This is a genomic window from Pantoea sp. E2023-21 (genome assembly GCF_051302795.1).
Classification (GTDB): domain Bacteria; phylum Pseudomonadota; class Gammaproteobacteria; order Enterobacterales; family Enterobacteriaceae; genus Pantoea; species Pantoea ludwigii_A.
On record NZ_CP195344.1, the window covers coordinates 1,187,759 to 1,213,584 of the forward strand.

Annotated in this window: 24 protein-coding genes; 10 read left to right on the forward strand and 14 right to left on the reverse strand. The window is 54.1% G+C overall.

All coding sequences use genetic code 11. The features are described from left to right. Nucleotides 1-3: 3 nt before the first annotated feature. Nucleotides 4-261, reverse strand: a complete 258-nt coding sequence (gene bhsA / locus ACRQ84_RS05660) for a multiple stress resistance protein BhsA (RefSeq protein ID WP_064738728.1) — start codon at nt 259-261, stop codon at nt 4-6. A 295-nt stretch (nt 262-556) separates the two neighbouring features. On the opposite strand from bhsA, the gene ACRQ84_RS05665 reads away from it, so the two are divergent. Continuing rightward, on the forward strand, nt 557-1,210 hold the full coding sequence (locus ACRQ84_RS05665; protein WP_483817892.1) for a TetR/AcrR family transcriptional regulator: 654 nt from the start codon (nt 557-559) through the stop codon (nt 1,208-1,210). A gap of 67 nt (nt 1,211-1,277) precedes the next feature. On the opposite strand, the gene rhaM is transcribed toward ACRQ84_RS05665, so the two are convergent. The 4 genes from rhaM to rhaB are packed head-to-tail and all read right to left on the reverse strand — an operon-like array spanning nt 1,278 to nt 5,156. Continuing rightward, nucleotides 1,278-1,592: an L-rhamnose mutarotase gene (rhaM, locus tag ACRQ84_RS05670; RefSeq protein WP_483817426.1), complete on the reverse strand. Its 315-nt coding sequence runs from the start codon at nt 1,590-1,592 to the stop codon at nt 1,278-1,280. Then, on the reverse strand, nt 1,582-2,424 hold the full coding sequence (gene rhaD, locus ACRQ84_RS05675; RefSeq protein ID WP_064738731.1) for a rhamnulose-1-phosphate aldolase: 843 nt from the start codon (nt 2,422-2,424) through the stop codon (nt 1,582-1,584). Before rhaD ends, rhaM begins: the two co-directional genes overlap by 11 nt. 10 nt (nt 2,425-2,434) lie before the next feature. Next, nucleotides 2,435-3,691: an L-rhamnose isomerase gene (locus tag ACRQ84_RS05680; protein ID WP_483817427.1), complete on the reverse strand. Its 1,257-nt coding sequence runs from the start codon at nt 3,689-3,691 to the stop codon at nt 2,435-2,437. Next, nucleotides 3,684-5,156, reverse strand: a complete 1,473-nt coding sequence (gene rhaB, locus ACRQ84_RS05685) for a rhamnulokinase (protein ID WP_483817428.1) — start codon at nt 5,154-5,156, stop codon at nt 3,684-3,686. Before rhaB ends, ACRQ84_RS05680 begins: the two co-directional genes overlap by 8 nt. A gap of 290 nt (nt 5,157-5,446) precedes the next feature. On the opposite strand from rhaB, the gene rhaS reads away from it, so the two are divergent. Both rhaS and rhaR read left to right on the forward strand, forming a co-directional pair. After that, the gene (gene rhaS, locus ACRQ84_RS05690; protein WP_483817429.1) at nt 5,447-6,268 is read left to right on the forward strand and encodes an HTH-type transcriptional activator RhaS; all 822 of its coding nucleotides are present in this window, start codon (nt 5,447-5,449) and stop codon (nt 6,266-6,268) included. Nucleotides 6,269-6,283: 15 nt separating this feature from the next. After that, entirely contained in the window at nt 6,284-7,150 is an 867-nt protein-coding gene (gene rhaR / locus ACRQ84_RS05695) for an HTH-type transcriptional activator RhaR (RefSeq protein WP_483817430.1), read from the forward strand. A gap of 27 nt (nt 7,151-7,177) precedes the next feature. Here rhaR and rhaT read toward each other — a convergent pair whose 3' ends face one another. After that, nucleotides 7,178-8,212: an L-rhamnose/proton symporter RhaT gene (rhaT, locus tag ACRQ84_RS05700; protein WP_483817431.1), complete on the reverse strand. Its 1,035-nt coding sequence runs from the start codon at nt 8,210-8,212 to the stop codon at nt 7,178-7,180. 366 nt (nt 8,213-8,578) lie between these two features. On the opposite strand from rhaT, the gene ACRQ84_RS05705 reads away from it, so the two are divergent. From ACRQ84_RS05705 to aldA, 3 genes are all read left to right on the forward strand, one after another. Further along, on the forward strand, nt 8,579-8,902 hold the full coding sequence (locus ACRQ84_RS05705; protein WP_064738737.1) for a hypothetical protein: 324 nt from the start codon (nt 8,579-8,581) through the stop codon (nt 8,900-8,902). A gap of 14 nt (nt 8,903-8,916) precedes the next feature. Further along, entirely contained in the window at nt 8,917-9,015 is a 99-nt protein-coding gene (locus ACRQ84_RS05710) for a YoaK family small membrane protein (protein ID WP_155726380.1), read from the forward strand. 201 nt (nt 9,016-9,216) lie between these two features. Continuing rightward, nucleotides 9,217-10,653: an aldehyde dehydrogenase gene (gene aldA, locus ACRQ84_RS05715; RefSeq protein WP_483817432.1), complete on the forward strand. Its 1,437-nt coding sequence runs from the start codon at nt 9,217-9,219 to the stop codon at nt 10,651-10,653. Between the two features lie 42 nt (nt 10,654-10,695). On the opposite strand, the gene ACRQ84_RS05720 is transcribed toward aldA, so the two are convergent. After that, the gene (locus tag ACRQ84_RS05720) at nt 10,696-11,970 is read right to left on the reverse strand and encodes an MFS transporter (RefSeq protein ID WP_064738739.1); all 1,275 of its coding nucleotides are present in this window, start codon (nt 11,968-11,970) and stop codon (nt 10,696-10,698) included. Next, nucleotides 11,967-13,388, reverse strand: coding sequence for a M20 family metallopeptidase (locus ACRQ84_RS05725; protein ID WP_483817433.1), 1,422 nt, complete (start codon nt 13,386-13,388; stop codon nt 11,967-11,969). Before ACRQ84_RS05725 ends, ACRQ84_RS05720 begins: the two co-directional genes overlap by 4 nt. A gap of 148 nt (nt 13,389-13,536) precedes the next feature. Between ACRQ84_RS05725 and ACRQ84_RS05730 the strand changes: the two genes are divergently transcribed. Continuing rightward, complete coding sequence (locus ACRQ84_RS05730) at nt 13,537-14,463, forward strand: LysR family transcriptional regulator (protein ID WP_483817434.1); 927 nt, start codon at nt 13,537-13,539, stop codon at nt 14,461-14,463. Between the two features lies 1 nt (nt 14,464). On the opposite strand, the gene ACRQ84_RS05735 is transcribed toward ACRQ84_RS05730, so the two are convergent. Beyond that, nucleotides 14,465-16,060 carry an ABC transporter substrate-binding protein gene (locus ACRQ84_RS05735; RefSeq protein ID WP_064738742.1) on the reverse strand — a complete coding sequence of 532 codons (1,596 nt, stop codon included), beginning with the start codon at nt 16,058-16,060 and terminating at the stop codon, nt 14,465-14,467. A 126-nt stretch (nt 16,061-16,186) separates the two neighbouring features. On the opposite strand from ACRQ84_RS05735, the gene pepT reads away from it, so the two are divergent. After that, nucleotides 16,187-17,413 (forward strand): peptidase T, encoded by a 1,227-nt coding sequence (gene pepT, locus ACRQ84_RS05740; RefSeq protein WP_483817435.1) that lies wholly within the window; start codon nt 16,187-16,189, stop codon nt 17,411-17,413. Between the two features lie 39 nt (nt 17,414-17,452). Here the strand turns inward: pepT and ACRQ84_RS05745 are convergent, their stop codons facing one another. Together ACRQ84_RS05745 and ACRQ84_RS05750 are read right to left on the reverse strand one after the other, a co-directional pair. Then, nucleotides 17,453-18,232, reverse strand: coding sequence for a transporter substrate-binding domain-containing protein (locus tag ACRQ84_RS05745; protein ID WP_064738744.1), 780 nt, complete (start codon nt 18,230-18,232; stop codon nt 17,453-17,455). Between the two features lie 16 nt (nt 18,233-18,248). Continuing rightward, complete coding sequence (locus ACRQ84_RS05750; protein ID WP_483817436.1) at nt 18,249-19,415, reverse strand: methionine aminotransferase; 1,167 nt, start codon at nt 19,413-19,415, stop codon at nt 18,249-18,251. A gap of 126 nt (nt 19,416-19,541) precedes the next feature. Here ACRQ84_RS05750 and ACRQ84_RS05755 point away from each other — a divergent pair, with 126 nt between their 5' ends. Beyond that, nucleotides 19,542-20,384 (forward strand): LysR substrate-binding domain-containing protein, encoded by an 843-nt coding sequence (locus ACRQ84_RS05755; RefSeq protein WP_483817437.1) that lies wholly within the window; start codon nt 19,542-19,544, stop codon nt 20,382-20,384. Here the strand turns inward: ACRQ84_RS05755 and ACRQ84_RS05760 are convergent. Both ACRQ84_RS05760 and ACRQ84_RS05765 read right to left on the reverse strand, forming a co-directional pair. After that, nucleotides 20,381-22,054, reverse strand: coding sequence for a methyl-accepting chemotaxis protein (locus tag ACRQ84_RS05760; protein ID WP_483817438.1), 1,674 nt, complete (start codon nt 22,052-22,054; stop codon nt 20,381-20,383). The genes ACRQ84_RS05755 and ACRQ84_RS05760 overlap by 4 nt on opposite strands. Before the next feature lie 210 nt (nt 22,055-22,264). Then, a complete protein-coding gene (locus ACRQ84_RS05765; RefSeq protein ID WP_483817439.1) occupies nt 22,265-23,785 on the reverse strand; it encodes a carboxylesterase/lipase family protein in 1,521 nt (506 codons plus the stop codon). A gap of 192 nt (nt 23,786-23,977) precedes the next feature. Here ACRQ84_RS05765 and ACRQ84_RS05770 point away from each other — a divergent pair, with 192 nt between their 5' ends. After that, nucleotides 23,978-24,412: a DoxX family protein gene (locus tag ACRQ84_RS05770; RefSeq protein ID WP_483817440.1), complete on the forward strand. Its 435-nt coding sequence runs from the start codon at nt 23,978-23,980 to the stop codon at nt 24,410-24,412. A 67-nt stretch (nt 24,413-24,479) separates the two neighbouring features. Here the strand turns inward: ACRQ84_RS05770 and hglS are convergent, their stop codons facing one another. Then, a complete protein-coding gene (hglS, locus tag ACRQ84_RS05775; protein WP_483817441.1) occupies nt 24,480-25,817 on the reverse strand; it encodes a 2-oxoadipate dioxygenase/decarboxylase HglS in 1,338 nt (445 codons plus the stop codon). Nucleotides 25,818-25,826: the final 9 nt, after the last annotated feature.

The window sequence follows — 25,826 nt, forward strand, 5'->3', positions numbered from 1 at the left end:
CTCTTAGTTATAAATTACTGCTGTGCCATTTAGCTTGTTGTTGCCAGAGGTCGAAGTGATGCGGAAAGACTTTGCTCCGGCAGCATTGGCCTTTTCCGCTAGCTGATTCTCCAGCGAGGTCAGGTTGGTGCTGCCCGATGCGCTAATCACGCCAACTTGTTGTTGATTCAGCGGCGCTGCGTTTACCAGGTCTGCAGCCATGCTACCAAACGCGATTGAAGACAATGCTAATGCGGCCAGGGTCAGTTTGATGCTTTTCATAATTTTGCTCTCTTAAACAGATGAATTGGGGTCGGTCATAATTAAGTTAACAACCGTTAATTAAATGCTACTGCTGAAAGGGTGCGCGCGTCAATCATTTTATTAATGGTCGTTATTTAAATTGAAAGTGGCGTGATTATGGGCTTCGCGGCCCTTTTTGACTTATCCATTTGGGTGCTTTCGTCAGCCAAAAGCACGAACGGATAAAAACGCACAGGCTCATTTCGCGCTGCGCTTGCATATTTATTTAATGATCGGTAATTTAATTGGGTGTTACTTAGCTTTGAGGTGCCCAATGACAGAAGTTAACGATGTGGTGAACAGGAAAACGCGCGGCCGCCCGAAGGTGTTTGATCGCAACGATGCCCTGGACAAGGCATTGATGTTGTTCTGGGCGCATGGCTATGAAGGCACTTCGTTGTCCGATTTGGTTAACGCAACCGGCGCTAAAGCCCCAACGCTTTATGCTGAGTTTGAAAATAAAGAAGGTTTATTCCGTGCGGCGATGCAGCGATATATTGAAACGTTTAGCACGCAGCGTAACGCAGTATTGAATGATGATGCATTAGATGTGAAAACGGCTATTGAAGCTTATTTTCGTGCAACTGCCGCGTGCTTCACTGAATGTGATAAGCCAGCAGGCTGTTTCTTCATTTGTACCTCGAGCGCACTTTCTTCTGGTTCACAAGAAGTGGCGCAAATGCTGGCGCAGCAGCATCATGCGCAGGAATCCGCGTTGAAAGCATTTCTTGATACCCGGCAGCAGCGCGGCGAGTTACCGCAATGTGCCAATAGTGCAATCTTAGCCAGCTATCTCGCGTGCTTACTGCAGGGAATGTCCGTGCGTGCTCGTGAAGGTGCTAATCGCAGCGATCTTGACCAGATCGTGGATACACAAATGGCAATCTGGCCCGCTCTCGCGGGATATTGTGAATTGAGCACCCAATAAAATTCAGGCCGACTTCCCTGTCGGCCTGAATTTATGGCCTCAATACTACGCGTGAGGCGAACGAGCGTTAAGGTAGGAAAAACATCGGTGTTAATGGCGCGCTCACCGGGCTGTTATCCGGTTTAGATGGCATTAAATCCTTCATTGATGCCCACCAGCGCTGACACACTTCTGTTTTTGCTACTGCTTCCCAACGCGCTTCAGACTCAATTTCCACGCTGGCAAACAGCAGATTGCGTTCACCATCCAGCCAGATAGCGTAATTGTGCGCGCCATGCGCCTTCAGCGTCTCGGCCAACTCCGGCCAAATTGGCGTATGACGGCGCAGATACTCATCGTGGCAGTGTGCATGCACCTGCATCACAAAGGCTTTACGCAACATCGCTGCGTTCCGCCTGCAGAGCCGCTTGCCACGGCTTGACGTTGAAGCGTTCACCCAACGCGATCAGCTGCTCTGTGGTGATGCTTTGACGGATTCCACCCATCGACAGTGCTTTCACCACCACTTCGGAGGATTTCTCCGCAGTGTCGATCAGGCCAAAGGTCTCATCGAGGTTTGGACCCGCGCCAAAGATACCGTGGAACGGCCACATCACAATGCTGTGGTTCGCCATCGCATCAGCCGTAGCCTGACCAATTCCATCAGTGCCTGGCACCATCCATGGCAGAATGCCGACGCCATCCGGGAACACCACCAGACATTCAGTGCTGCCTTCCCACAGCAGGCGTGTGAAGCGTGCGGAATCCAGATCCACCACATAACTCAGCGCCATAAAGTTGGTGGCATGGCAGTGCATAATGACGCGATCAACGCCATTTGAGATCTGTTTGCGCACGCTGTGCGATTGGAAGTGGGCTGCCAGTTCTGATGTTGGCAAGCCACCGTTACTCAACCCCCAATGGATTTTATATGACAAGCCTTTGTCATCCACCTGCAGTAGCGCCAGACAATCGGCCGGGTCGATTTGTACATTGCGGAAAAACTTGCCCGACCCGGTGACCAGGAACCAATCATTGGCCAACGCCGGCGCGGGTTTTGTCAGTTCAATACAGCGCGGCTCTGCATAGAAATCACCGGTGAAATCTTTAACTTCTTCCGGCAGTAAACGTAGGCTGACGTTGCCGCCATTACGTTCATCCCAGCCCTTCAACCACATGTCGCTGGTCGCTTTAACCATTCCCTGAACAAAAGCGGAAGAGAGAATATTTTGCATGGTGTGTCCCTTAACGTTGACGCAGTGTTTGTTGTTCGTAATGACGGACTTCGCTCAGCCAGCTGGCATCAGCAGGGACATCGTGGCGCAGACACCAGGCTTCCCACACCGCTTGCCACGGCAACGATTTTTGTTCTTCCAGCATCGCCAGACGTCCGGTGTAATCCCCTTCGCTCTCAAGCTTGCGTAACTGATCGGTGGGTTCCAGCAGCGCACGCAGCAGCGCTTTTTTGGCATTGCGTGTACCAATTACCCAGGCCGCGATGCGGTTAATAGACGCATCAAAGAAGTCCAGGCCGATATGCACCTTGTCGAACAGTTTGTGACGCGCGATCTCGGTGGCGATGGCTTGTGTTTCATCGTCGAGAATCACCACGTGATCGCTGTCCCAGCGAACCGGACGGCTTACGTGCAGCAGCAGGCGAGGCACATAGAGCATGGCCGTGGAGATTTTGTCGGAAATAACTTCGGTTGGGTGGAAGTGGCCGGCATCCAAAGTCAGTGCGGTCTGGCGACTGCTGGCATAACCGAGGCAGAATTCATTGGAACCCACGGTGTAGCTTTCCGCACCAATGCCAAACAGTTTGCTCTCAACCGCATCGATATGATGCGCGGGATTGAGTTTTTCACTGATCACGTCATCAAGCGCACTCGCCAGGCGTTGGCGCGGTCCCAGTCGATCGACTGTGAGGTCTTTCATACCGTCCGGCACCCAGATATTCATGACGGATGCGGTGCCCAACTGCTCACCAAAATGTGCTGAGATACGGCGGCTGGCCTTGCAGTGATCGATCCAGAACTGGCGAATGCCTTTGTCGGCATGTGATAGCGTAAAGCCATCCGCGCTCAACGGGTGTGAAAAGCAGCTTGGATTGAAATCAAGGCCTAGCTTATGGGTTTTGGCCCATTCAACCCAGTTGCTGAAGTGTTTCGGTTCAATCGCATCACGTTCGACCGGCTTGTCGCTCTCCAGATAAATTGCATGCAAGTTAAGACGTTTTGCACCTGGAATGAGTGACATCGCTTTTTCAACATCAGCGCGCAGCTCATCGGCATTGCGGGCGCGTCCCGGATAGTTGCCAGTGGCCTGAATACCGCCGGTCAGTTCTCCGTTCGGATTTTCAAAACCACGCACGTCATCGCCTTGCCAGCAGTGCATCGAGACCGGAATGCCATCCAGCTGCGCCATTACCTGTTCCACATCCACGCCAATTGCGGCGTAGCGTTGTTTGGCCAGTTCGAAGGCCTGTTCAATCAGCTTAGTCATATGCAAGTTCCTTAGCAGGTTGGCTTAGCGCCGCAAAGCGTGCCTGATGGGCAGCAAAGGCGCTGTTGTTCAACGGTTCAAATTTTTCTAACGGGAAGTTTTGGCTAATGCAGCGTCGTAGATCGCTAACGTCACGCAGTTCGCCCAAGGCGATTAACTGGCAGCCGACGTTACCGAGCGTCGAGGCTTCAATCGGTCCTGCCAATACCGGCAGTTGACAGGCATCAGCACATAATTGATTTAACAGCGGATTCTGACTGCCACCACCCACCACATGCAGTTGGCGCAGCGGCGCGGCGCGCAGTTGGCCGAGTTCACCCATCACCTGGCGATACAGCAAGGCCAAACTGTCAAAAATGGTGCGCGCCAGCGCGGCAGGCGTCTGCGGAATGGGCATATTTTGTTCGGCGCACGCGTTTTGAATCTCCTGAACCATGCTGTCTGGATTGATAAAACGGCTGTGGTTTGGGTTTATAAGCGCATTACAGGCAATTTCCTGTGCCGCTTCTGTTATCAACGCGCAGAGATCGGTAATTTGCAGCTCGGTGCAGACACGTTGCAGCAGCCACAATCCCATGATGTTTTTGAGAACGCGATAGCCTTCTGCCCCACCTTCATTGGTAATGTTGGCTTTAAGCGCGGCAGTGCTGACGCAGGGTTGCAGGCTCTCAATCCCCATTAGCGACCAGGTCCCAGAGCTGAGATAAGCGGCATCATCCTGCATTAAGGGGGTTGCTAAAACGGCGCTCGCGGTGTCGTGCGTGGCAACCGCGATGACCGGAATTTTGTTGCCGCTGGCGCTGGTCCAGTAACCTACCGTATTGCCCGGTGAGGTCGGTTTGCCGAACCATTTTGCGGGTACACCTGCCCAGGCGAGCAAATCACTGTCCCATTCACCGCTATGGATATTAAGCAGCTGGGTGGTGGTAGCGTTGGTGTATTCCCAGTTCATCTGGCCAGTAAGGCGATAATGCAGATAGTCTGGAATCATCAGCGCATACTGCACCTGCGCCTGCCAATCTGGTTGCTGTTGATGGAGGGCGTGCAATTGATAAAGCGTGTTGAAAGGCAAGAACTGAATGCCGGTGCGCTGATAGATAGCACCTTTGCCGAGGTCGTTAATGGCCTGAGCCATGTGTCCTTCTGTGCGCTTGTCGCGATAGCTCACCGCTTCGCCGACACGCTCGCCGTTAGCATCCAGTAAGACCAAATCGACGCCCCAGGTATCGATGCCGATACTGTCCGGCAAAATGCCTTCATCATCTAGCTGGGCCAGCCCCAAACGAATTTCCTGCTCCAGCCGGTCTAAATCCCAACAATCATAATCTGCACGGCGCACGCGCTGATTGGTGAAGCGACGAACTTCACGCAGGCTGATCTGCTGATTCGCTGAACTCCATTGTGCGAGCATCACGCGCCCGCTGGATGCGCCTAAATCAATGGCAACAATGTTACGCATACTCATGGCGTGTTCTTCCTGTGATGAGATGGCTACAGATTAGAAATCTCTGCTTTTAGCCACCTTCCCCTAACTGCCAGTGCGTAATAGTCGCTGGCAGACTGACAAAGAAGTTCGTGAGAAAGCTCACAGAACCACACAAGGAGAGAGTTGTGAGCCTTGCCGCATTTCCGTTAAACGCTGGTGAGATCTTGAAAAATTAGCCATTTTCCTGCGTCACTAAGGTGAAAATTCAAGGTAAGGTGCTTGGCGCCTGCGTAGACTCGGCAACGGTAAAGTTAATCAAGAGGCGAATCATGACCGTTCTACATAGCGCAGATTTCTTCCCTGAAGGGAATTACGCCATCGCCATTGAACCGCGTGTGCCGCAGCAGGCATTCCCCGAGCACCATCATGATTTCCATGAAATTGTGTTGGTTGAACAAGGTTCAGGTATTCATGTGTTTAACGGTCAGCCGCAAGCCTTATCTGCGGGATGCGTGTGCTTCGTACGCGATCACGATCGCCACCTATATGAACAAACGGAAAATTTGTGTCTGACCAATGTGTTGTATCGCAGTCCGTCAGCATTCCGTTTTCTTTCGGGTTTGCAGGATCTATTGCCGCGCGAAGAACAGGACCATTACGCTTCGCACTGGCGCATTAATCACAAAGTGATGGCGCAGGCGCTGCAAATCGTTACGCAGATGAAGCAGCATGAGTTGTGGTCACTGGAGCGTCACGCACGTCAGGAGCAGCTTTTTCTGCAACTGCTGGTGTTGTTGCGCGAAGCGGCTCACAACGATCAATCTCAGGATCAGGAAGCACGCTTGCATCGGTTGCTCGACTGGCTCAATGAGCACTACAGTGAAGAGATTGTGTGGGATGCATTAGCCGATCGTTTTTCATTGTCGCTGCGCACCCTGCACCGCCAGATGAAGCAGCAAACCGGCAATACACCGCAGCGTTACCTTAATCGGCTTCGCCTGTTACAGGCGCGGCATTTACTGCGCCATAGCGATATGCGCATAACAGACATCGCCTATCAGTGTGGATTTGGTGACAGTAACCACTTTTCCACGCTGTTCAAGCGAGAATTTGGCTGCGCGCCCAGAGCGGAGCGCCAGCAGATGCTATAACTGGAGCGTTTCCTCATGTCGCTGATTTTAACGCGCGAAGACTATTTCCCGGCCACCAATTTGCCGATTGCGGTGGCCGAGCGTATGCCGCAACCCTCCTTCCCTCCGCACCGCCATGAATTTAGTGAAATCGTTATCGTCTGGCGTGGCAACGGTCTGCATGTATTAAACGATCGTCCATGGTTGATTACCTGCGGCGACGTTTTTTACCTTCACGATAACGACTGCCACAGCTACGACAGCGTCAACGATTTGGCGCTGGATAACATTCTTTACTGTCGTGATCGTTTCCGTCTTAGCCTCGACTGGAGCCAATTATTGCCACCGCAAGAAGAGGATTCGCCAGGCTGCTGGCGTTTGACCACGCGCGGCATGGCGTTGGCGCGTGGCGTGATTAGCCAGTTGGAGCGCGAAAGCCGCAAAAGTGATTCGTTATCAATCCAACTCTCCGAAGCGCTGTTTTTACAACTTGCGCTAATTTTACGCCGTCACGGTTATGCTGCCGATCGACCCTGGGCATTGCCTGAAGGTGAGCAGCTGGATCTGCTGATGTCGGCGCTGCAAGGCGCCATCAGCCGTCCATTCGATTTGGCCGTATTTTGCCAACAGAATCAGTTGAGCGAGCGGGCGTTAAAACAACTGTTTCGCCAGCAAACCGGCATGACCGTGGGGCATTATTTGCGGCAGTTACAGCTGTGCCAAGCTAAGTATTTACTACGCACGCAGGATTGCTTAATCAGTGAAGTGGCCGCACGTTGTGGCTTCGATGACAGTAACTATTTTTCGGTGGTGTTTACGCGGGAAACCGGGTTGACACCCAGTGCGTGGCGGCAGCGTTTCCTGCCGCATCGTGAACCCTCAACTGAAAAGGTCAAAGCCTGACGCACAGCAGCAGCGCCAGGCTTTTCATCAGGCCGCCATGCCTAATCCAACGATATTGGCGGCAATGATGATTACCACACAACCCAGAGAAAGAACGCGTACCGGACGTTGACCCGCCGACTTCCACTCTTTCATCACCAGGCCAACCAAACCACCGCACAGCACGTAAAGGCTCATATGCAGCATCCAGCTGATGAAATCATACTGTGCCGGGATTTTGGCGTGTCCCCAGGCATAGAAGAAGAACTGCAAATACCACATGGTGCCGCCTAGCACGGCAAAGGCGATATTGGCGAGTAACATCGGTTTGGCAACTGAGAAATCACGGCGTACAGAGAGGTCGCTTTTCACTGCCAGGCGGATAAAGCAATAAGCCAGATTGACTAACGCGCCACCACCCATGATCACCACATAGCTTGGTAAGGCGACATAAAGAGAATTGATACCGAGATTCGCGGCGGCTTCATGCATGGGCTTTGCAGCATCCATCGCAAACGACATGCCCGCTGAGAAGATGCCGCACATTACGGCTAAAATCAGCCCCTTCTTCAGGTTGAACTCTTCGGCATTGATGCCGAGCGCGCGCTCTTTGAGCAAACCGGCACGCGAAACAATTCCCACACCAATCAACGCGACAAATACGCCGAGCAGCGTCATACGTCCGCCTGGCGAGCTGAACAGCTCAACAAAGCGGCCCTGCAGCAGCGGTGTCATTAAGGTTCCCACCACCAAGGTGATACCAATGGCGATACCAATCCCCATCGACATGCCCAGGTAGCGCATGGTTAAACCATAGTTAATGTTACCGATGCCCCACATGGCACCAAACAGAAACACCGGCATCAGTTGAGAGAAGCTAAAGCTGCCGTAATACGCCCAGAAGTCAGGCAGTAACACCGCACTGACGGCCCAAGGTAAAATCAGCCACGACATGACGCCGCCCACCGACCACATCGTTTCCCAAGACCACTTTTTCACCTGCTTAAATGGAGCATAAAAACAGGCGGCACTGGCGGCACCCACCAGATGCCAGAAAATACCTGCAATAATGGCACTGTTCATTGTTATTCCTTCGTAAGGTTGAGGCCAACAGGAAACCGGCGGTTTCCCGATTACCGGCAGTCTACGGTGGGCAGCTTTTCATCAGCCTTTGGATGGCTGCCGGAAAGCGGAGGTTGCTGGCAAAATTCGGTGGGTCATCAACATAAGGATCACAAAATCGCATTTGCAGGCAGGTCACACGTTAATTTTTATAAGTGTCTTATTATTCAGCCTATTTTTCTAATATGTTGTGTCGATCAGCACAGTTTTTGATTCACTGCCACTGCAACAGTTAACATGGCAGTTACACAAAGCCGTCTGTCAGCCTTTCCCCGCAGGCATTAAATCCGTATAACGTTGGGAAAATCATCAGGACGAAGGATTGAGATGAATACCAAAAGATTGCGGCTTTTGCTGTCACAATCGGTGAGCCGTGTGATGCTGGATGACATCCGCGCTATCGTGCCAGCGCACGCGCTGAACGTCTTTATCAATGGATTAGATGAGGCACATTACGCCACGCTGGATTGCGTGCAGAGCGAAGAGAATTGCGCTCTGCTCGCTTCGGTGATTGTGGTCTGGCGACAGCTGGGTCATGTCCACGCCATTCATTATCAGAAAGGTGAGCATCTCCGTCAGGTTGACGATGCAACCCAATTCCAATTGTTCAGTATGATGAAAACCCATCGCGCGATCGTGCAGATCGCTTAACTCTCGGGATGACTATGAAAATCGGACTGCTTTTCCCTATTGCCATCATCATCGCTGGCGTCAGTTTTCTGGTGTGGTTTATTGCCAGCGGCGCGGCGATGCCAGGTTCCTGACAAGAAATTAACAATCACTTTTTTTGGTTAACCCGCTGAAAGCGCGGCATTTCGCCAGGAATGCTGCGTCTATCGTGCTGTTCTTCCCTTCTTTGCCATCCCTCCGACCGCTTTGGCAATAGCAAAAAGGTGCAACACCCTGATCTGTTTCACTCTGCACTTCACAAATCTTTAACGAAACCGATCGCGGAGAACCTGCATATGACAACACACCATCAACATTATATAAATGGCGCGTTTGTTGCCGATCACAATGACAAGTGGATAGAAGTGATTAACCCGGCGACCGAAGCGTTACTGTCACGCGTGCCGGAAGGCAGTAAACGCGATGCCGCGCTGGCGATTGATGCCGCAGAGGTGGCGCAGCCGGAATGGGAGGCCTTACCTGCGGTTGAACGCGGCAACTGGCTGCGCAAAATTGCCGTCGCTATTCGTCAGCGTGAACCGGAATTAACCGCCACTATCGTTGCTGAAGGAGGCAAAACTCAGGGCCTGGCGCAAACCGAAGTCATGTTTACCGCCGATTATCTTGATTACATGGCCGAATGGGCACGCCGTTACGATGGCGAAATCGTGAACAGCGATCGTCCCAACGAAAATATCTTCGTGTTCAGGAAAGCGATTGGCGTTACCACCGGCATTCTGCCGTGGAACTTCCCCTTCTTCCTGATTGCGCGCAAAGCCGCACCAGCGCTGGTAACCGGCAATACCATCGTCATTAAACCCAGTGAACTGACGCCCAACAATGCAGCGATATTCGCACAAATTATTGATGACATTGGCCTGCCTAAGGGCGTGATCAACGTTGTTTATGGTTATGGTCCTGAGATTGGTCAGGAGCTGGCAGGCAACCCGAAGGTCGGCCTGGTGAGCCTCACCGGCAGCGTCAACGCCGGTATCGCCACCATGGAAGCCGCAGCGAAAAATGTGACCAAAGTGTCACTGGAGTTGGGCGGAAAAGCGCCGGCTATCGTGATGGATGACGCCGATCTTGATCTGGCGGTCAGAGCCATCGTCAGCTCCCGTGTGATCAACACTGGACAAGTGTGTAACTGTGCTGAGCGCGTTTACGTGCAGGAAGGCATTTACGATCGTTTTATCAGCGCGCTGACCACCGCCATGCAGCAGGTGAAGTATGGTAATCCGGCCGAGCAGAATGATATCGATATGGGCCCGCTGATCACTGCGGCCGCATTGGAACGCGTTGAGCAGAAAGTGGCGAACGCCGTCGCGGATGGCGGAAAAGTGGTATTGGGCGGCAATCGTGCAGGCGGCAAAGGCTTCTATTTTGAGCCAACGATCATCACGGGCGTGCGTCAGGATATGGAGATCATGCAGCAGGAGATTTTTGGCCCGGTTCTGCCGGTGATGACGTTTAAAACCCTTGATGAAGCCGTAGCGCTGGCAAATGACTGCGAATACGGTCTGACCTCATCGATTTACACCCAGAATCTCAACACCGCAATGGTGGCACTGCGCAAGTTGAAGTTTGGCGAAACCTACATTAATCGCGAGAACTTCGAGGCGATGCAAGGTTTCCATGCTGGCTGGCGTAAATCAGGCATTGGTGGCGCCGACGGCCGTCACGGTTTAGACGAGTTTTTACAGACGCACGTGGCCTACTTGCAGTTTTCGTAAGGTGGAAAATCCAGGTCGCCGTTAAAGGCGACCTGGTGGTTATCAGGAGATGCGCTTCTGGCTGCGCAGCAGCGCCAGGCCGCTTAACACCGACATCGCCATCAGATAATACCCCGGCGCCAGACTGGTACCGGTTGCGCTAATCAGCAGCGTACAAATCAGCGGTGCGAAGCCACCAAATACTGTGACCGCCACGTTATAACTGATCGCCATCCCGCTGGCTCGCGTGCCAATCGGGAACAAATCCGCCATCACCGACGGCACCGTTGAGAAGTAGATCGACTTGAGCAGCGCCATCCAGCACACCAGTAGAATCAGCGTAGTCGGCGTGGTGTGTTCAACCACCAGCTTGAATGCCGGATAAATAGTGACGATCAGCAGAATCAATGAGCCCCACATCAGCGGCACGCGACCCACGCGCTCGGCCCAAAGACCCATCATTGGCGTTACCACCGTCAAAATTACGCCCGCCAACAATGTCGCGGTAAACGCCACGCTGCCCGACAGGTGCAGATTTTTGGTGGCATAGGTTGGCACATAGTTGAGCATGTAGTTAACCGCCGTCGAGATCACCATCAAGCCGATAGCCAGTAGCATCAGTTCCTTCTGGCGACCAAACAGGCTCTTCAGCGGCGCAGCTTCCGGTTTGTGCTCAGCAAAGCTCGCTGGCTCATGGACGTGACGTCGAATGTAAATTCCCAGCGGACCAATCAGCAGGCCGAACGCGAACGGAATACGCCAGCCCCAATCCTGAATCTGGCTTTCGGTAAGAATCTGCGTCAATCCCAGACCAAACGCCGACGCCATTAAGGTACTGGCCCCTTGCGTGGCGAACTGCCAGCTGGCAATAAAGGCTTTACGCTCAGGGAAGTGCTCAACCAGGAATGCCGTTGAGCTGCCAAATTCGCCACCGGCAGAAAAACCCTGCACCAGACGCGCCAGCAAAATCAGCAGCGGTGCCATCAGGCCAATGCTGCTGTAGCTCGGCATAAAAGTGATGACCGCGCCGCCGAGCATCATCAGGTTAATCGACAGCAGCAGCGCTTTTTTTCGGCCGTGGCGGTCAGCATAGTTGCCCAGCACAATGGCGCCCAGCGGACGAATCAGGAACGATACGCCAAAACTGCCAAAGGTCAGCAACATCGAGACCGACGGATCGCTGGTGGGAAAGAAGGCATGCGCAATGTAACTGGCAAAAAAGCCGTACACGGCAATATCGAACCACTCCAGCGCGTTACCGATACAGGTCGCGAACAGCGTTTTATGAAGGTTCGGTTTGGTCGTATTCAGTGGCATTGCCGTATTCAATGTACTCATTGGCCACCCCCAATGTGCGCCCGATGCTGCGCCACCAGTTCCGTGCCCTGCTCACCGAGATCCCACAGTAGGCGCGTCATGATCTGCAGGCCTTCGCGGGCAATCGATTTCAGCATATGTTCGTTAACACCGTGCTGGCCGCAGGCCGGATACGAGTGCGGCACCCACAAGGTTGGCAAGCCGAGGATGTCAGAGAACACGTCATTGGGCAGTGAACCGCCGAGATTAGGCAGCAGCGCCGGTTTCTTGCCGCTGGTTTCTGCCATGCTGCTCAGCACCCAATTGACCAGCGGATCGGTGGGATCGAGCCGGGTCGCTGGCGATCCGCGCATAAACTCCACCTGCACATAGCCAAAACCGTGCTGTTGCAGATGCGCGCGCACATGTTGAGCGAGGTTTTCCCAATCGGTACCGACCACAAAGCGCAGCTGACACACGGCGGTGGCGCTGCCCGGAATGGCATTCATCGGACGCGCCGGATTGCCGGTGAGGAATGACAACACTTCCAGCGTGTTCCAGCCATACAGGCGTTCAGTTGGCGTCAATCCCGGCTCGCCCCAGTTGACGTCAATATCGGGATCGCCTGGCATGCCGCCCACCTCGATATCGCCAAGAATGTCGCGCACCTGCGGCGTTAAAGAGTTGGGTTTCAGTGCATCAACCTGCAACACGCCCTGTGCATTGACCAGCGACGCGAGCGCGTTAGCCAACTGCGTCCCCGGATTGCTCAACAACCCGCCCCAATTGCCAGAGTGATAGGCGTTATCACGCGCATTGACGGTCAACCGGAAATTAACCGCACCGCGTGAACCCAGGAATAGCGTGGGGCGGATCGCGTTGAGACGTGGGCCGTCAGAGGCAATAAACAGATCGGCTTGCAACAGATCGCCATGCTGCTGGCACAGCTGCGCCAGTCCCGGTGAGCTAATCTCTTCGCCCATCTCGAACAGTATTTTGCAGTTAAAGCCCAGACTGCCGCCGCGCACATTAAACACCTGCTCCAATGCCGCCAGATTGACAGAGTGTTGGCCCTTATTATCGGCGCTGCCGCGCGCATACCAGCGATCGTCCTCTTCAACCATCTGCCACGGCGATAAGCCGTCGCGCCAGTTCTCATCATCGCCAAATACAACGTCGCCATGGCCATAGCTGAGCAAGGTGGGCAGCGCCGGATCTTCAATGCGTATCGCCACGAGGAACGGTCGATGAGCGGCTTCCGGGTTGGCGATGAAATGCAACGTGAAGCCAAGCGCAATCAGCTGCGGACCGATTTCATCCTGCAAATAGCGCTGTAATTCGCTGTCACGATCCTCGCGCTGGCTTTCGGTGCGTTGTGCCACGCGACGCGCCAAAATACGCTGAAACTCCCCGCTGTCAAAATAAGCGGTGGCCTGTTGAACCGCCTGTTGTGCTGTCATGTTTGCCCTGTCTTTTATTGTTATGTCGTTAACGCATCTTTGCGGAAACAATGCTTTGCCACAATTATCAATTTATCGAGTAAGATTTGCTTTTAAAGCAAAGCTAGCCTGCCCGATTTCGAGGCATGCACCACCATGAGGCATTTGCATGTTAAGCAGTGAAATTCGCTATTTTCTCGCCGTAGCCAATACCGGCTCGCTCAGCGCCGCCAGTGAGCAGCTGTTTGTGGCGGTATCGGCTATCAGTCGGCAAATTCAGCGGCTGGAGAACCACGTTGGCGTACCGTTGTTTGCGCGGCACGCGCGCGGCATGGTGTTGAATGAAGCTGGCGAGATCTTCGCGCATCACGTGCGCAAGAATCTGCTGGATATGGAGTACGCGCTGGCAGAGATTAAGGGACTGAAAGCGGTGCGCCGCACGCTGATCCGCGTGGCCTGTACCGATGGGCTGGCGTTTACCCTCATGCCTCGCTTGATCGCTGATTTTCGCCATGACAATCCGGGTGTGCTGTTTGATGTGAAGGTAGCGAGTACGCAAGGCGTGGCGGAAGCACTGCGCAACGGTGAGTGTGACGTGGCGCTGCAGTTTAGTCTGCACGCTGAACGTGGCGTGGACGTCATGGGTTCGTGGCCAGCACCGGTATTAATCGTCATGCATCAAACGCATCCGTTAGCAACCGCGCCACAGGTCACGCTCGCCGATTTGAGTCACTATCCGCTGGCCTTACCGCAGCAAAACACCACCGTGCGACAACTGTTTGAGCTGGCCAGTCATATGAATGGCAGCCTGGTTGAACCGGTGATGACCTGCGATACCTTCTCGATGCTGTTTCAATTTCTACTGCGCACGCCGCAGGCAGTGACAATCTGTAGCGCGTTTACCGTGCTGCAAGAGGCTGAAACGCACGGTTTGATCTTGCGCTCGGTGGGCATTGATCAGCTGAGCCAGCGTACGTTGCAGCTACAGACGCAATCAGGGCGGCCTCGCAGTGCCGCCCTGAATGTGTTTCTTACCTTTTTGCTGCAGCAGCTGGATGCGCTCGAGGAACCTCTGCGCCAGCGCTGGAAGCCGTAGCTCAGTTCTTGATATCCACCGGATAGAAAATGTGTTTACCGAACGGATCAACCTGATAACCACTTACCGATTTGCGCACCGGCTCAAAGATAGTTGAGTGAGCAATCATGACCGCGGGCATTTGGTCATGCATGATCTGCTGGGCTTGCTGATAAAGCGCGACGCGTTTGTCATGATTCTGCTCAGCGCGTGCTTCGGTAATGATCTTCTCAAACGGCTGGTAACACCATTTCGACGAGTTGGAACCGCCATTCGCCGAGGTGCAGCTGTAGAGCGGGCCGAAGAAGTTATCCGGATCGCCGGTCGCCGTGGTCCAGCCCATCAGCGCCGCTTGATGTTCGCCGCCTTTCACGCGCTTCAGGTATTCGCCCCACTCATAGCTGACGATATTGGCTTTGATGCCCACTTTGGCCCAGTCCGCCTGAATCATCTCCGCCATCCGTCGCGCATTCGGATTATACGGTCGCTGTACCGGCATCGCCCACAGCGCGATTTCGGTGCCGGGCTTAATCCCCGCTTCCTGCAGCAGCGCTTTGGCTTTCTCCGGATCGTAGTCGTAATCTTTCAACGCTTTATCCGCACTCCACACGTCCGGTGGCAGGATGTTTTTTGCCACCGTGCCGGTGCCTTTAAAAATGGCATCGATGATCGCCTGCTTGTTAATGGCCAGCGCCAGCGCCTGACGCACTTTAACGTTATCCAGCGGCGCCTTGGTGGTGTTGAACGACAGGAAGCCGGTATTCAGTCCCGATTTCTGTTCCAGCGTTAAATCTGGATTGGTGCGCATCTTCTCCAGATCGGCCGGATTAGGGAACGGCATAATCTGGCATTCGTTCTTCTCCAGCTTGGCGTAACGCACCGACGCGTCCGGCGTGATGGAGAAGACAATACGATCAAGTTTCGCCTTGCCCTGCCAGTATTCCGGGAAGGCTTTGTAGAGGATGCGCGAATCTTTTTGGTACTGCACCAGCTCAAACGGTCCGGTACCGATCGGCTCCATATCGACCTTCTCCGGCGTGCCCGCCTTCAGCATCTGGTCGGCGTATTCTGCCGAATGAATCGACGCAAAATACCAGGCTAAGTCGGCGAGGAAAGGCGCTTCGGCGTGGGCTAAGGTGATGCGTACCGTATGGTCATCGACCTTCTCAATGTGGGTGATCAGCTTCGCCAGTTCGAGGCTTTCGAAGTTGGCGTAGTTACCGCCGGAGACATTGTGGTACGGATTTTTCGCATCCATCTGGCGCATAAACGAGAAAATCACGTCATCGGCATTAAAATCGCGCGACGGCTTAAACAGCTTGTTGCTCTGGAATTTCACGCCTTTACGCAAATGGAAGGTATAGACCTTGCCATCCGGGCTGATATCCCAGCTTTCTGCCAGGCTGGGCACCAGTTCGGTGGTGCCGGGGGTGAAATCAACCAAACGATTGAAAATCGGCACCGCGCTGGCATCCACGCTGGTCCCTGACGTGTACAACTGGGGATTAAAGTTCTCCGGCGATCCTTCAGAACAGTAGACCAGCGTTTTTGCTGACACCCCGCCCGCGACCGCCAATCCGATTGCAGTGAGAGTGAGATTTGCCATCATTTTTTTCATCATGATCCTCGCTTTTTATTGACTTCCATGAGCCAGCTTCGTTATTTAGTGTTCATCTGACTAATAAATAACATGATTTAACCATCACGCGTACTACAGACGCCGCAATGCTAATAAGGAATTGTGATGACAGACCAACTTGCCAGCCAATTGACCCAGCGTTTCTATCGTTATCTGGCGGTTTCCAGCCAGAGCGATGCCAAATCAACCACGCTGCCGAGTACGCCGTCCCAACATGCGATGGCGGAGTTACTGGCTAAGGAACTGGGCGAACTGGGATTGCAGGATATTGTGATTGACCAGCACGCCACGGTCACCGCGGTGAAACCCGGTAATCGCCCTGATGCGCCGCGTATCGGCTTTATTACCCACATTGATACCGTTGATGTCGGCCTGTCGCCGGATATCCGCCCACAAACCCTGACGTTCCGCGGTGAAGATCTCTGCCTCAACAGCACGCAAGATATCTGGCTGCGCGTGGCGGAACACCCAGAAATTAAACCCTATCTCGGTCAGGAGATTATCTTTAGCGACGGCACCAGCGTGCTCGGCGCGGACAACAAAGCCGCGGTCACGGTGGTGATGACGCTGCTGGAGAACCTGCGAGGTGATCACGGTGATATCGTGGTGGCGTTTGTGCCTGATGAGGAAATTGGCCTGCGCGGCGCCAAAGCGCTTGATTTGGAGCAGCGCTTTAACGTCGATTTCGCCTGGACAATTGACTGCTGCGAGCTGGGTGAAGTGGTGTATGAAAACTTTAACGCTGCCGCCGCTGAGTTGGTGTTTACCGGTGTGCCCGCGCACCCCATGTCGGGCAAAGGGGTGTTGGTCAATCCGCTGCTGATGGCGCATGACTTCATCTCCCGCTTTGATCGTTTAAAAACCCCTGAGCATACTGAAGGTCGCGAAGGCTATATCTGGTTTAACGATATGCAGGCCAACGCTAGCCGCGCGGTATTAAAAGCCTCGATTCGTGATTTCGATTTGCAGGGTTTTGATGCCAAAAAACAACAATTGGTGGAAGTGGCTGATGAGATTGCCGCGCGTTATCCCACCGGCCACGTAGCGCTCACCATCAACGATACGTACAGCAATATCAGTAATGCGATTGGTGAAGATCGTCGCGCCATTGATTTGATTTTTGCCGCGCTGGAGCAGGTTGGCGTGGAACCCAAAGTGATCCCGATGCGGGGTGGCACCGATGGTGCAGCGCTATCAGCGAAGGGATTACTGACGCCAAATTTCTTCACTGGCGCGCACAATTTCCATTCACGCTTTGAGTTCTTGCCGATTCCATCATTTGTGAAGTCATATCAGGTGGCCGAAGCGTTGTGTTATTTAGCAGCGAAATAAACCAAAAAGGTCGTCATAACTGACGACCTTTTTTACAGGTTATTTGCTGGCTGCAACATCAATTCCTGGGAAGAACTTCGCCGCCAGTTTAGTGACGGTGCCATCGGTTTGCACCTTGGTGATGGCCGCATCCAGCTCTTGTTTCAGTTTGGCATCGCCTTTACGCAGGCCAAAACCGATCCCGGTGCCGAGAATGGTGTCATCTTCAACCGGCTTGCCCGCAAAGGCGAAACCTTTACCCTGCGGCTTTTCGAGGAAGCCCGATTGACCCGCAGCAGACATCACCAGCGTGCCGTCAAGACGACCGGCGACCATGTCGTTGTAAACCTGGTTTTGATCCTGGTAAGAGGTCACGGTTACGCCCTGCGCTTCCCAGTGCTTCTTAGCATAGGTTTCCTGAATAGAACCCTGCAGCACACCGATGTTTTTGCCTTTCAATGATTCAGCGGTTGGCAACAGCTTCTCGCCCTCTTTCACGATCAGCATGGTCGGAATGCGGTAAATCGGCTTGGTGAAGTCGATGCTTTTCGCACGCGCTTCGGTAATGTTCATTGCGGAGTTGATGGCATCGAATTTTTTCGCCTGCAGCGCCGGAATCAGCGCATCAAAGCTGCTCTCCACCCATTTGCAGTCGAAGTTGCCCACCTGACAAATTGCTTTACCGAGTTCGATATCGAAACCTTCCAGTTCGCCCTGCGCGTTGCGGCTCTCAAATGGCGGATACTGCGATTCCAGACCATAACGTAAGGTTTCCTGCGCCAGCGCGTGCGCCGAGGTCAGCATGCCGAGAGCGACAAACAGTGCGTTCAATTTTTTCATTATATTTACCCCTAAGTTACCCTTTGACCAGGCAGAGCGCTTCTGCACCGGCCTGAAGTGTTGCGTCGTCTTTTGCGAATGACAGGCGAATTAATTTATTGTCAGTACCGTCCATATAAAACGCCGACAACGGAATGGTGGCCACACCGTGATCGACGATGAGACGTTTTACCATTTCGCTATCACTTTCGTCACTGAAATGTCCGTAGCTGGCCAACATAAAGAAGGAACCGGCGCTCGGCAGCAGCTTAAATGGCGAATCCTGCATCAACGTCAGCAGGCGATCGCGTTTCTCCTGATAAAACGGCGACAGCTGCAGATAGTTCTGCGGGTTTTGCAGATAGTGAGCAAACCCCACCTGCATCGGCGTATCGGCCGCGTACATCATGAACTGATGCACTTTAACGATTTCTGCCATTAGCGCCGCCGGCGCCAGCGCATAACCGACGCGCCAGCCGGTAACGTGGAAGGTTTTTCCGAAGGAAGAAACCACCACGCTGCGCTGCGCCAGTTCCGGATGTGTTGCCATACCGCAGTGCTGGCGGCCATCAAACAGAATGTGTTCATAGACTTCATCAGACAGCACCACAATGTCGGTGTTGCGCGTTAACGCGGCTAACTGTTCCAGATCGGCGGCTGACAGCACTTGCGCGCTCGGGTTGTGCGGCGTGTTGATGATGATCATACGGGTGCGCGGCGTAATCGTGGCACGCAGTTCGTCCCAATTAATGGCGAAATCAGGCACCTGCAGTTTCAGGCCAATTGGCGTGGCGCCTTGCAGACGCACCACTGGCGCGTAGCTGTCAAAAGCCGGTTCAAAAAAGATTACTTCATCGCCCGCATGGACCAGCGCGGAAATCGCCATATAAATGCCCTGGCTGGCGCTGCCAGTGATCAACACTTCGCTGCCGGCATCATATTGCTGGCCATAAAGCGTGTGGACTTTCTGCGCCAGCGCTTCACGCAGCGCCGGTAAGCCAGTCATCGAGGCGTATTGGTTATGACCGTCACGCATCGCCTGGCTAACCAGCTCAACCAGTTGCGGGTCGCAGGGGAAGTTCGGTGCGCCTTGCGACAGATTGATGGCTTTATGTTGCGCCGACAGCTGGCCGATGACGCTAAAAATCGTCGTGCCGACATCGGGCTGTTTGGAAGAGATGTTTACACTGCTATTCAGGGTCATCGGTGCCTCTTGCGGTTGCATAACCACGTAGCGAAAGTAGATTTCTATTCAACGGTGCGACGCTTGAGTCGACAAGCGAATTGTTGTCATAATAGCCATGATTAAAAATCATAGCTTGAGGTTGTTATGTCCCGCTCTGCTCTGCCGCTCAATGCCATCCACGCGTTTCTGGTGACCGCTCGCCATCTCAACCTGACGCGTGCCGCCAGTGAACTGTGCATCACTCAAGGCGCGGTGAGTCGTAAAATCGCTACGCTGGAGAGCTGGCTGGGCTTCGCGCTGTTTACCCGGCACGCGCGTGGGTTGCATCTTACCGAGCAAGGTGCGGCGCTGCTGCCCGAGCTGCAGCAGGGCTTTACGCTGCTGGTTAATGCCACGGAAAAAGCCAGTCGCAGTAATGCCTCGATTCGCCTGAAGGCGCCAACCTGCGCGATGCGCTGGCTGGTACCGCGATTAGTGACGCTGGAGCAGCAGCGACCTGACATCCATGTGGCGTTAACCACCACGCTTGATCATGGCTCGCAGCTCGACAATTTTGATGCGGCGATTGTATTTGGCCCTTCGCCAGCGGGTTCAATTTGCCTGTTTGAAGAGCGTTTAACGCCGGTGATGGCCAGCAGCGTCACGCCACCCAGCCAGATTAGCGAATTAGCAAAGTTTACTTTTCTACATCCCACGCAGGATTCCCGCGACTGGCAGTTGTGGCTGGCTGAGCGTGCTGCGGTGCTGCCAATGGCACGTAACCAGCATTTCGCTACCATGGATTTAGCCATTAGCGCAGCGATTCAGGGATTTGGTGTCACGGTGGCGGATGTCACATTGGTCCAGAATGATCTGGCGCATGGGCGACTGATCGCGCCGTTTGCCGCCAGTGTGGCCACCGGCGCAACGTATAGCCTGTTACAGCGAGCGGAAAAAGATGCGCCACCGTTCCTGCCGGAACTGGTGGCGTGGTTATCTGAGGTTTAGAAAGAGACCCATTCGTCAGTTGCGGCTTTTGGCTGCGTGTTACCCGCGCCTGCCAACACCGGACGACGCAGCGCCGTGGCTGCTGGAGAGACAACATTTTTGCTGACGGGCGCGCTGTCTGACAGCCGGAATTTCGCCACCGATGCCTGCAGATCCTGGGTTTGGCGCTCCAGCGCGCTGGCCGCGGCGGAAACTTCCTCAACCAGCGAGGCGTTCTGCTGGGTGACGCTGTCCATCTCGGTAACTGCAGTGCCAACCTGTGAAATGCCTTTGCTCTGCTCTTCCGATGCTGCGGCGATGTGCTTCATAATTTCATTCACATCCTGCACCGATTTAAGAATATCGTGCATGGTGCTGCCCGCGCTGCTCACCAGTTCAGAGCCTTTTTCTACACGCTGTACGGAATCCTCGATCAAGGTGGCGATCTCTTTCGCTGCGCCTGCACTGCGCTGCGCCAGATTGCGCACTTCGCTGGCGACGACGGCAAAACCACGGCCCTGTTCACCGGCGCGCGCGGCTTCAACTGCGGCGTTCAGCGCCAGGATGTTGGTCTGGAATGCGATGCTGTTAATCACACTGGTGATTTCGGCTATCTTCTTCGAACTGCCAGAGATGCCTTGCATAGTGGTGACCACTTCACCCACCAGACGACCACCTTGCTGTGCGGTGCCGGTGGCGGTTTCTGCCAGCGTACTGGCCTGACGCGCATTGTCGGCGTTAAATTTCACCGTGGCGGTTAACTGTTCCATGCTGGCCGCCGTTTGCTCCAGCGCGGCCGCCTGCTCTTCGGTGCGCGAAGAGAGATCGTTGTTGCCGGAGGAGATCTCCGCGGCACCGCGATAGATGTTTTCGGTTCCGCTGCGAATCGCACTAACCGCCTCACGCAGGCTGTCCTGCATGGCACGCAGCAGCGGCACCAGTTTACCCACGCAGTTACGTCCAAAATCTTCCACCGGCTGGCTGAGATCGCCTTGCGCAATAATGGCGAAATGGTTGCGAATGCGCTCGAGCGGTTTCACCAGCATCGCCACCAGATAGCGATCGGTAAACAGCAGGATAAACAAACCGATGACTACCGCCACCAAAATGATCACTTTAGTGATGCTGGTGAGCTTATCGACGGTCACGCGCGTCTCATCCAGCTTGCTGCCTGCGGCTTTATTGAAAGCTTCTGCGCTAGCACCAAACGCACGGCTAAGCGGTGGTGTGACGTTATTAGCCTGCGCGCGATAGGCCTCCACGGTGCCCTGCTGCGCCAGTGAAACCTGCGGGGCGATACCTTCATCCAGCAGTTTTTGCCAGTTACCAATCACGTTATCAGCGGTCTCCGCGTCCATCGGGCCTGGCGCCATGGTTTTAAACTGCGCCAGTAGACTTTTCATATTGTCTAGCGCTTGCTGCACCGGTGCAAAAGCATCAGCCGTAACTGTTGCACCTGACGCACGACCTTCCATTACGCGTGAAAGACGCGTAACCACACGAAAATATTGGTCATTTCCTTTACTCAAAACCGTCATTTGATTAACCAGCTGGCGGTCAATCTCGTTGCCCTCGCCGAGGGCGTTTAAGGAGTGGACGCTAAACAGCCCAACGGCGCACCACAGCAGGCAAAACAGCCCTAGAATGGTGAGCAATACGGTGCGGATGGTGAAATTTTTTAAGATACCCATACATAATCCCTTGGTGTGAAACGCGAAGGAGGCCCGATAAAATCGGGCATATTGCGTTTATCGGCATTGGATGGGGAAAATGTAACGGTTTTGTAAGCTAAATAATTGCTTACTGGCGCAGGTGAGCAAAAAGCACTTTGATGATTAATCAGTAAGATAGTCGCGAATTTGGCTTAAAAATTCATTTGCCTAATTGAACCATTAGCAGGCTTATGAAAGCTTCACGTGGCTGCGCATCATTAAACGGAATAACCGCAGCCGTCCACGCATAAATCGCGCCTTCACGATCGCTTGCGCTTTGCCCTGATCGCCTAACGCCAATGTCAGATCTTCCGCCGGTCGCCAGACTGGCCAATTAACCTTTGCGGGTAGGTGCGAGCTGAATTCGCTCGCTTCTCGCGCGAAGGTGACCCAATAGGCACTGACTTCGCTAGCAAATGCTTTATCCTGCGCGCTGTAACTGCGTTCCGCCGCCGGCGTTAGCGTATCGAGCGTGTTAAAGACATAGGGAATTTCATTGCCGTGCCAGGTGCCGTGCGGATAGAGATCGCGCGCGTTTTCAGAGACGTAATCGAACCAATAACGCCATGCGGGCATGCCAATGTTGTGTTGCGCCTGAGCCACGATCAATGGCAATACCGTGAATGCCATATCGCGCGCCACCGCACGTCCTAGCAGCGCATCATCATGAATGTCGTACAGCCACTTCATCAGACGATAACTGACGCGATTCTTGCTGCGCATCTGCCGCAACACCGCTGTGGCATCCACGCCAAAATAGTCCAGCACGCTGGCTTCATCGCTGTTGCTGCCAATCATCAACGGGATGCGATGCTGCTTGCCGGACATGAAGGTATTCAACATCGGTTTCGGCAGTACCGCATCGCCGCTAATTGGCACCGGCCCCAGCGCCAGCGGGCGTTCTAATGGCCAGAATTGATCGGCGGGCAGTTCGCGCAGCTGTTCAGGGCTGGCGTTTTCCGCCAAATCAAAGTGCGCAGCGACTTGCAAACCGATCTGCTGTGCCTGTTTTTGCGGGATATCGGGCAGACTGTACGCGCTCTGCACGATGCCTTTGTGAAACAGCCCTTCTGAGAGCGGGGAGCAACACAGTGACAGCACGCTGCGTGCGCCGGAGGATTCACCAAAAAGTGTGACGTTGTGACGATCGCCACCAAACGCAGGAATGTTGCGCTGAATCCACTGTAAAGCAGCAATTTGATCGAGTAAGGCGAAGTTGTTGATTACCCGACCTGCAGGATATTGCGCATCCAGCGCCGGATGAGAGAAGAAACCGAAGTGACCGAGCCGATAGTTGAGCGTCACCACCACCACGCCTTGTGCCGCCAGTGCTTTACCGCGATAGGGATCGAGATTGCCCGCACCAATGGAAAAACCTCCGCCATGCAACCACACCATAACCGGTAAGGGCCGCGATGGCTCAACATCCGGCGTCCAGATATTCAGGTAGAGGCAATCTTCACTCATATGTCCCGGATCGCCGCCGCCAGCCGCGATGCAGTAGTGCCGGTTCTGCCAGCTTGCTGCGCCCCATTGAGTGGCATCACGCACATCCTGCCACGGCTGAACCGGCTGCGGCGGTCGCCAGCGTAAAGCGCCAGTGGGTGCTGCTGCGTAGGGTATTCCTTTGAAGACAAAAAGATCTTCGTCCATCATACCTCTGAGTTCACCTTCTGCGGTCATGATCCTCAGACGTCGTTCATTTTTCATCTCGGCTTCCCTGATAATGCATCGTTCCATTATTTGCAGGCCTCGGACGAATGTCCATGTTCTGAAAGCATTTGCAGATTAAGCCGAAACGCGGCGCGATTCTTTGAATAACTCCATCAAATATTTTGGCTAACTGCATTGAGACCATTTGTTTTAAGGTTACACGTTAACCTGGCGCGACGGAGAAACACGATGTTTGGTGGAATTAACCAGATGTTCAACCGGATGTGTGACCACCCGGACTTCGGCAAACTGTTGTTACGCCTGACGTTTGGCGGACTCCTGCTGTTTCATGGGGCGTTCAAGGTGGTGCATGGCGTGGGCTGGATTGCGCATATGCTCGCCGTCAAAGGAATGCCAGGTTTCATCGCTTACGGTGCTTACATCGGGGAAATAGCGGCACCCATAATGGTGATTATCGGCTTGATGACGCGCCCTGCGGCGTTCATCATTGCCGTGAATATGCTTGTCGCGACACTGCTGGTAAAAATGGGCGCCGTCTGGCATCGCACAGATGTCGGTGCCTGGGCGCTGGAAACAGAAGCGCTTTACCTGCTTGGCGCGCTGGCCATTATGTTTTTAGGTGCTGGGAAGTACACGCTGGTGCGTGATTCGCGCTTGCAATAACGACAAGAAAAACAGCCGGTCTGCTGAAGTGTTACTGCCACTTCACAGGCCGGCTCACACCTTCCCTTTACGCTACGCCACACCGTGCCAGACTGCGCTGCTGCATCTGTTGATACAAAGCCATTTCATCCTGCACGGCTGCGCCTAACGCACTTTCAAAATCCGCCCGACTGGCATTGCCTGCGCTGCGCGTTTGCGTGATATCGCCCAAATTCGACTGGAAAATCCCCGCGGCGCTGACTGGCAAAAAATCCTCGTAAACGATCGGTTCGGCGGTTAATCGCCCTTCTGCCAGTAACTGCGTGACGCTTTCGCCCGCGCGAGGCGGCAAATGTTCACCTTTCTCAGTCAGGCGATAGCGGAACCACGCCAGCTCCTGTTCACGCAACGTCTCTTCGTCGTCAGGGAACTCACCGAATACCGCACTGAGATGTTGCTGGTGATGCTGATTATCACTGCCGGTTCCGGCTTCGGCCAACAGTCGATCGTAGCGTTCACGCCCTTTCGGCGTCAGCGCTGCGCCGCGTTGCTCAATCTCACCAAAGCGCGCGGTGTGCGTGCCCGGCGTGCCATCGTTAAAATGCACCGCTTCTTCTAATGCTTTGAAACTGGTCTGACGCAGCAGAATGGGCACCTTACGCTGCGGCGGGCCTTCAATCAGGGTTTTGGGATCGATGCCGCGTGAAGGCATCAGCGATTGCACCCGGTCAATATCCAGCGTGCGCGGCGTCAAATGGTTAATGTGGCAACCGCGAAAACACACCACATCGGCTATCAGACGATGCTGCTGGCTCAGTGCGCGATAGGTGGCGCTGTCTACGGTGGTGTGCGCATGCCAGCGGAACGTTTCTAGCGCCTCCTGCACGAAAGTGGCGGCATCTACAGCGTTTAAGCCGCCTTGCTCTTGATATTTAGCGATTAATGCGCGGCAACCCGGTGTAAAGATATCGCGCGCAGCGAGAATCGCAGCGGCCTTCTCGCGCAGCGCCGTATCATCGATCAGTTCAAGGCGCAGTAGAGAGGTGAATACGCGGAACGGATTGATGCGCAAAGCGCGGTCGTTGATGGGACGAAACGCCGTGGAGTGCACCGGTACTCCCGCTTGCGACAGATCGTAATAGCCCACCGCTTCCATGCCCATAACAGCAAACATCTGGCGTAACGTGCTGAGTTCATCGGCCTTGCCGACGCGAATGGCGCCGTGCCGCTCGACGCTCAGGCGACTTAGCTCATCTGCCGCTGAGAGACGATTTTTTAACTCGGGATTGGCTTCCAGCGTACGTTCATTAACGGCGGTAACCAGCTGCGTCAGCGTGCCATATTGCGGCACTTCCTGCTGATACATCGCCGACATCGCCTGAGAGAACAGCGTACGAATCGCATCACTGCTGAGAAAATTTGGCATTATCATCAC

What these genes read in the sequence shown, in the direction of transcription:
- ACRQ84_RS05725 (WP_483817433.1), bottom strand. Translation starts at nt 13,388, where the DNA reads ATGACAGCACAACAGGCGGTTCAACAGGCCACCGCTTATTTTGACAGC.
- rhaS (WP_483817429.1), top strand. Translation starts at nt 5,447, where the DNA reads ATGACCGTTCTACATAGCGCAGATTTCTTCCCTGAAGGGAATTACGCC.
- aldA (WP_483817432.1), top strand. Translation starts at nt 9,217, where the DNA reads ATGACAACACACCATCAACATTATATAAATGGCGCGTTTGTTGCCGAT.
- ACRQ84_RS05770 (WP_483817440.1), top strand. Translation starts at nt 23,978, where the DNA reads ATGTTTGGTGGAATTAACCAGATGTTCAACCGGATGTGTGACCACCCG.
- hglS (WP_483817441.1), bottom strand. Translation starts at nt 25,817, where the DNA reads ATGCCAAATTTTCTCAGCAGTGATGCGATTCGTACGCTGTTCTCTCAG.
- ACRQ84_RS05755 (WP_483817437.1), top strand. Translation starts at nt 19,542, where the DNA reads ATGTCCCGCTCTGCTCTGCCGCTCAATGCCATCCACGCGTTTCTGGTG.
- rhaD (WP_064738731.1), bottom strand. Translation starts at nt 2,424, where the DNA reads ATGCAAAATATTCTCTCTTCCGCTTTTGTTCAGGGAATGGTTAAAGCG.
- rhaT (WP_483817431.1), bottom strand. Translation starts at nt 8,212, where the DNA reads ATGAACAGTGCCATTATTGCAGGTATTTTCTGGCATCTGGTGGGTGCC.
- ACRQ84_RS05750 (WP_483817436.1), bottom strand. Translation starts at nt 19,415, where the DNA reads ATGACCCTGAATAGCAGTGTAAACATCTCTTCCAAACAGCCCGATGTC.
- ACRQ84_RS05745 (WP_064738744.1), bottom strand. Translation starts at nt 18,232, where the DNA reads ATGAAAAAATTGAACGCACTGTTTGTCGCTCTCGGCATGCTGACCTCG.
- bhsA (WP_064738728.1), bottom strand. Translation starts at nt 261, where the DNA reads ATGAAAAGCATCAAACTGACCCTGGCCGCATTAGCATTGTCTTCAATC.
- ACRQ84_RS05705 (WP_064738737.1), top strand. Translation starts at nt 8,579, where the DNA reads ATGAATACCAAAAGATTGCGGCTTTTGCTGTCACAATCGGTGAGCCGT.
- ACRQ84_RS05735 (WP_064738742.1), bottom strand. Translation starts at nt 16,060, where the DNA reads ATGAAAAAAATGATGGCAAATCTCACTCTCACTGCAATCGGATTGGCG.
- ACRQ84_RS05680 (WP_483817427.1), bottom strand. Translation starts at nt 3,691, where the DNA reads ATGACTAAGCTGATTGAACAGGCCTTCGAACTGGCCAAACAACGCTAC.
- ACRQ84_RS05665 (WP_483817892.1), top strand. Translation starts at nt 557, where the DNA reads ATGACAGAAGTTAACGATGTGGTGAACAGGAAAACGCGCGGCCGCCCG.
- ACRQ84_RS05730 (WP_483817434.1), top strand. Translation starts at nt 13,537, where the DNA reads ATGTTAAGCAGTGAAATTCGCTATTTTCTCGCCGTAGCCAATACCGGC.
- ACRQ84_RS05720 (WP_064738739.1), bottom strand. Translation starts at nt 11,970, where the DNA reads ATGAGTACATTGAATACGGCAATGCCACTGAATACGACCAAACCGAAC.
- rhaM (WP_483817426.1), bottom strand. Translation starts at nt 1,592, where the DNA reads ATGTTGCGTAAAGCCTTTGTGATGCAGGTGCATGCACACTGCCACGAT.
- rhaB (WP_483817428.1), bottom strand. Translation starts at nt 5,156, where the DNA reads ATGAGTATGCGTAACATTGTTGCCATTGATTTAGGCGCATCCAGCGGG.
- ACRQ84_RS05760 (WP_483817438.1), bottom strand. Translation starts at nt 22,054, where the DNA reads ATGGGTATCTTAAAAAATTTCACCATCCGCACCGTATTGCTCACCATT.
- ACRQ84_RS05765 (WP_483817439.1), bottom strand. Translation starts at nt 23,785, where the DNA reads ATGAAAAATGAACGACGTCTGAGGATCATGACCGCAGAAGGTGAACTC.
- ACRQ84_RS05710 (WP_155726380.1), top strand. Translation starts at nt 8,917, where the DNA reads ATGAAAATCGGACTGCTTTTCCCTATTGCCATCATCATCGCTGGCGTC.
- rhaR (WP_483817430.1), top strand. Translation starts at nt 6,284, where the DNA reads ATGTCGCTGATTTTAACGCGCGAAGACTATTTCCCGGCCACCAATTTG.
- pepT (WP_483817435.1), top strand. Translation starts at nt 16,187, where the DNA reads ATGACAGACCAACTTGCCAGCCAATTGACCCAGCGTTTCTATCGTTAT.